The sequence below is a fragment of the Empedobacter sp. UBA7611 genome, assembly GCF_002484365.1.
Lineage (GTDB): Bacteria > Bacteroidota > Bacteroidia > Flavobacteriales > Weeksellaceae > Empedobacter > Empedobacter falsenii_B.
The window spans coordinates 1-4900 of record NZ_DLJR01000039.1; the positions used below are offsets into that span (position 1 = coordinate 1).

The window sequence follows — 4900 nt, forward strand, 5'->3', positions numbered from 1 at the left end:
ATACAAATGCACTACGGGTATCAATTCTTGAATTTATATCAAAAAAGGGTTAGAATTTAAAAATATCCTAACCCAAGTTATTTATAACTTACACACTTTAAAGGAGAGTGCCTATTATTCTTCTAAAAGTTCTAATTCAAAATCATTAAAAGTTTCCTTTTCCCATTTGTTAGTTCTACTGTTGTAATATCTACAAATGGGATATTTTGGATTAGGTGTAAAAGTTTGTTTTGCTATATTATTTTCCCAGCGTTTTTCAAAGTCAATAATTATCATTTCAAATGCTTCAGTAGTCTTATGAATTACTTTGTCTCCTATTTTAAATTCTTGATTCATGATTTAATTTTTATTGTATTATTATAAATACAAAACTATGAAAAGATTTAAGAGAATTTTTACGGAAAACCGTAACTTGTTAAAGAAAAATTACTTGGTACATTCAAGTATATAGTTATCTAAAATTTAATTCATTTTAAATAATCATCAACATAATGAATATCATTCTTTAGGGTAAATAATCTTCGTAAATTAGCGTATAAATAAGATAAAAAGGCTGTTGTATTGAATTTCAATAGAATATTAACTCAATAATTATTATTAATCATATATCATAAATATAATTTATAGTATAATCTATATTTGAAATTGAAAATATATGGACAGTTTAAAATATCAGTCTAAATTTGTATCAGTAAAAGAGATAAAAACTATTACAAGTTTTATCACATCGAGAAGTAAAAAACAAAATATAAAAAATTAAAATTATGTCATTAGTAGGAAAAAAAGCGCCTTTATTCACAGCGCCAGCAGTAATAGATGGAGACGAAATCGTTGAAAACTTTTCAATGCCAATCGGAGAGAAAAACATCGTTTTATTCTTCTATCCAAAAGATTTTACATTTGTTTGTCCAACAGAATTACACGCATTCCAAGCTAAATTAGCTGAATTCGAAAAAAGAGATGCTGTTGTAATCGCTGCTTCTTGTGATTCAGAAGAAACACACTTAGCGTGGTTAAACACTGCTAAAGATAACGGAGGTATCGAAGGTGTTACTTACCCAATCGTTGCTGACTTAGCAAAAACTATCGCTATGGATTACGGAGTTTTAGCTGGTGAGTATGTTTACAATGAAGAAAATGATTCTTTAAAATTTGAAGGAGCTCCAGTTGCTTACCGTGGTACTTTCATCATCGACAAAAACGGTGTTGTTCGTCACGAAACAATCAACGATTTACCATTAGGACGTAACATCGATGAGTATGTACGTTTATTAGACGCTATTTTACACGTTGAGAAATATGGTGAAGTTTGTCCAGCAAACTGGGAAGAAGGAAAAGATGCAATGAACGCTACTAAAGATGGTGTAGCTTCTTACTTAGCTTCTCACTAAAAATAACTTGAAAATCTTTTGATTTTCAAAATTCACGAAGAGGCTGTCTAAAAAAATTGACAGGAGATTTTAATGAATTCATTTTCAATAAAAATCACTAAGTTCAACACTTAGACAGCCTTTTTTATACCCAATTTTTAACGCTTAAAAATTAATAAAATGTTTGCAGAATTAGAACAAGATAACTTAGCACAAGTAGTTGCTGATAACAATATAGTAATTGTACAATATGGTGCTGGATGGTGTGGAAACTGCCGTTTAGTAAAACCAAAATTCAAAAAATTAGCGGCTGAATATGAAGGTCAAGCTGAGTTTTTATATGTTGATGCTGAGAAATTAGTAGAATCAAGAAAATTAGCTGATGTTCCTAACTTACCAACTTTCGCGGTATTTAAAGGAGGACAAAATGTAGGACAAGTAACTGCGTCTAAAATTGATGCTGTAAAAGAATTGATCAATGAAGCTGCCGGTATTTAAGAATTTAGCAAAAAACGTTTCTATTGAAGCAATGGAAACAGCTTTAGAAGTTTTGGAAGTTTATGCTGATTCTCCAGCTGTAAAGGAGCCAGAACAAGAAGTAATTGGAGAAATGATTTCTAACATTTGTGGAGCTATGGAAATGAAGCAAATGATGGAAGAAGAAGGATTGGACGAGCGTACTGCTGCCAATACTTTTATGCAACGCGTAATGGGTTCGATTGATAAATAATTTTATCAATTAGTTAGTATAGAAAAAGGATTTCAATTGAAATCCTTTTTTGGTTTTGTATCTTAAGATTTTCGATTAAAGAAAGTAAACTAATAAACCTAGATTAACTATTACTTTTTAGAAAATAATTATCACAAAAATTTCTAATAATACAATTTATCTTTCATTTCCTAATTCAGGATTAAAATCACTCAATAATTTCTTTTCTATCCTTCGTATTATTTTAATAACAATATTTTGAAATCTATGCAATTATCCTTATTAGTAAATTTATCTACAATTAAATGTTACTTTTTCCGTTATGGTAAGATATATTATTTTAAAAAATGAAATCAAAATTTACAACACTTCTCTTGGGTATCTCATTAATAACCTTAACAAGTTGTGCTTTATCTAATTCTGTCAAGCAAATTAATTATCAATCGAACCTAAAAGTTAGTGATAGACTATCTTCTAGTAAAATTGTTAAAATTGACGAAATGAAAGACATGAGAGGATACAGTGATGAAAAGGTTATTTTTTACAAGAAAAACATGTACAATCAAACGATGTCAGGTGCATATATGGCGGAAAAACCAGTTTCAGAAATTTTAACCGAAGCTATAAAAAATGGTTTCAATGAAAAAAATATTTCAGTTAACGGTAGTAATGATTATATTCTAAAATCTGAGTTACAAAAATTAGATTATGAAGCAATTTCTGGATTCTCTACTGTTCAGTTAATCCCAGAAATTACAGTTAAATTTCAATTGGTTGACAAAGATGGAAAAGTTGTTTGGACTGACTTAATTACAGGAAAAGCAAACACAAAAGGTGCTAAATTTGAAAAGTTTTTACCTCCAGCAATCGATAATCTTATTCAACAACTTGTTAATAATCAAGACTTTTTGAATAATGTTATAACCGAGTAACATCATTTATTTTAAGAGTTACAATTATCTCAAAAATATCATCAAACCTCGTTTAGAAAACATTAAACGAGGTTTTTCATAGAATAAAATATCTTACATTCAGATTTCTTCACTAAATCATAACTTCTTTTTCAATTTGAAAATAAACAAGAAACTGAATATAAATTACAAAAAATGATTTTCTAAGAACAAATTATTTATCGCTTTCAAAATAGAGCTTGGTAATTCAAAAAATTAGAATAGTTTTAGTAATTTCCAAAATATAATATCAAACAGTACACAGAATAAAATACAGTAAATTGTATTTTTGCAAAAATTTTTAGAATTGAGTAAACAAATAAATTGGATAAGCTGCAAGAATTGCAATGGTCTTGGAAAAAAAAGTCAAGGTGTTTCGAAAAAGAAACAATTGCGTTATGAAGCCTCTCTTCCTCAATCGAAAAAAAATAAAAACGACAACACTATTCCAAATAAACCAAAAAGTTCGATGCAAATTTGTACAACTTGCTTAGGATCTGGTTTAACGCAAACAGAAGAATTCCCTCAAACCAATAAAAATTATCCTCATATTGCTATTGTAGGAGCTGGGATTGGTGGAATTGCGTTAGCATTAGCGTGTTTGCATCGACAAATTCCTTTTACACTTTTCGAGCGAGATCGCGCTTTCAACGATCGTTCGCAAGGTTATGGATTAACGTTACAACAAGCGAGTAAGGAACTAAAAAAGTTTGGAATTACAACTTTGGATCAGGGTATTGTTTCTACGCTGCATTTGGCACATACCATAGAAGGAAATGTGATTGGCGAATGGGGAATAAGAAAATTGCAAGACAAAGAAGCTATTGAAGCAAAAAACAAGAATAAACATACCAATATTCACATTGCAAGACAATCTTTGCGTTTAGCTTTTTTAGAGCAATTGGGTGGTGATAAACAAGTTTTATGGAATCATCAATTAACTGATTTTAAAGTTGATGATAAAGTCGAATTAACGTTTGATGTTGATGGAATAAAAAAACATTTTAAAGCTGATTTACTTGTTGGTGCAGACGGCATACGTAGTTCGGTGCGTCGGTTGATTATCAATGAAGATACAAATCCATTAAGATATTTAGGTTGTATTGTGATTTTAGGAATCTGTAAACTAAATGCTTTAAAAGATTTAGATAATCATTTGTTAGATGGTGCAACGGTGTTTCAGACCGCAAATGGAACGGAACGAATGTATATGATGCCGTATGATAAAGAGTCGATTATGTGGCAATTTAGTTTTCTAATGTCAGAAGAAGATGCTAAAAATTTAAGTAAAAAAGGTTCTGAAGCCTTAAAAACAGAAGTTGCGAAAAGAACGCATTGGCACTCTCCTATTCCAGAAATTATCGCCGCTACCGAAGCTAAACAGATTACGGGATATCCTGTTTACGACCGAGATTTATTAACGCCAAATTTATTAGAAAATGTAGGTCCTGTTACTTTAATAGGCGATGCAGCACATCCGATGAGTCCTTTCAAAGGGCAAGGTGCCAATCAGGCTTTGTTAGATGCTTTATTGTTGGCACAAAAAATCACCTCAGTTTATCATGCGCAAAATAAACAAGTCAATCTACGTGAAGATGTTTTACATCCATACGAAAAAGAGATGATGGAGCGAAGCAGCGTTAAAGTGAAAAAGTCAGCAGATGCAGCCAAATTTTTACATTCAGATATCGTACTTCAAAAAGGGAATGTAACCTTTGGTTCGAAGTGGACTTCCAGTTTGTGATTTATAAAAACTGACTTTGGTTTTGATGATAAAATACAATGTAAACCTTATTCATTAGAGATATCCATTACATATTGTATCTCTTTTGATTCTTTATTCTTTATCATTGTGTAATCTTCCCCTTGTT

Annotated in this window: 6 protein-coding genes; 5 read left to right on the forward strand and 1 reads right to left on the reverse strand. The window is 30.4% G+C overall.

Annotation, left to right across the window (positions count from 1 at the left end):
• Positions 1–114: 114 nt before the first annotated feature.
• On the reverse strand, positions 115–336 hold the full coding sequence (locus B3R94_RS06250; protein ID WP_291072633.1) for a hypothetical protein: 222 nt from the start codon (positions 334–336) through the stop codon (positions 115–117).
• Between the two features lie 428 nt (positions 337–764).
• Between B3R94_RS06250 and B3R94_RS06255 the strand changes: the two genes are divergently transcribed.
• The 5 genes from B3R94_RS06255 (at position 765) to B3R94_RS06275 (ending at position 4773) form a co-directional block, all read left to right on the forward strand.
• On the forward strand, positions 765–1391 hold the full coding sequence (locus tag B3R94_RS06255) for a peroxiredoxin (protein ID WP_038336698.1): 627 nt from the start codon (positions 765–767) through the stop codon (positions 1389–1391).
• Between the two features lie 159 nt (positions 1392–1550).
• Positions 1551–1868: a thioredoxin family protein gene (locus B3R94_RS06260; protein ID WP_180904627.1), complete on the forward strand. Its 318-nt coding sequence runs from the start codon at positions 1551–1553 to the stop codon at positions 1866–1868.
• Positions 1849–2100, forward strand: a complete 252-nt coding sequence (locus B3R94_RS06265; RefSeq protein ID WP_038336694.1) for a DUF6952 family protein — start codon at positions 1849–1851, stop codon at positions 2098–2100. Before B3R94_RS06260 ends, B3R94_RS06265 begins: the two co-directional genes overlap by 20 nt.
• A gap of 326 nt (positions 2101–2426) precedes the next feature.
• The gene (locus B3R94_RS06270) at positions 2427–3011 is read left to right on the forward strand and encodes a hypothetical protein (protein ID WP_038336692.1); all 585 of its coding nucleotides are present in this window, start codon (positions 2427–2429) and stop codon (positions 3009–3011) included.
• Positions 3012–3336: 325 nt separating this feature from the next.
• Positions 3337–4773 (forward strand): FAD-dependent oxidoreductase, encoded by a 1437-nt coding sequence (locus B3R94_RS06275; RefSeq protein ID WP_291061263.1) that lies wholly within the window; start codon positions 3337–3339, stop codon positions 4771–4773.
• The last annotated feature ends 127 nt before the right edge of the window (positions 4774–4900 follow it).

What these genes read in the sequence shown, in the direction of transcription:
- B3R94_RS06250 (WP_291072633.1), bottom strand. Translation starts at nt 336, where the DNA reads ATGAATCAAGAATTTAAAATAGGAGACAAAGTAATTCATAAGACTACT.
- B3R94_RS06255 (WP_038336698.1), top strand. Translation starts at nt 765, where the DNA reads ATGTCATTAGTAGGAAAAAAAGCGCCTTTATTCACAGCGCCAGCAGTA.
- B3R94_RS06260 (WP_180904627.1), top strand. Translation starts at nt 1,551, where the DNA reads ATGTTTGCAGAATTAGAACAAGATAACTTAGCACAAGTAGTTGCTGAT.
- B3R94_RS06265 (WP_038336694.1), top strand. Translation starts at nt 1,849, where the DNA reads ATGAAGCTGCCGGTATTTAAGAATTTAGCAAAAAACGTTTCTATTGAA.
- B3R94_RS06270 (WP_038336692.1), top strand. Translation starts at nt 2,427, where the DNA reads ATGAAATCAAAATTTACAACACTTCTCTTGGGTATCTCATTAATAACC.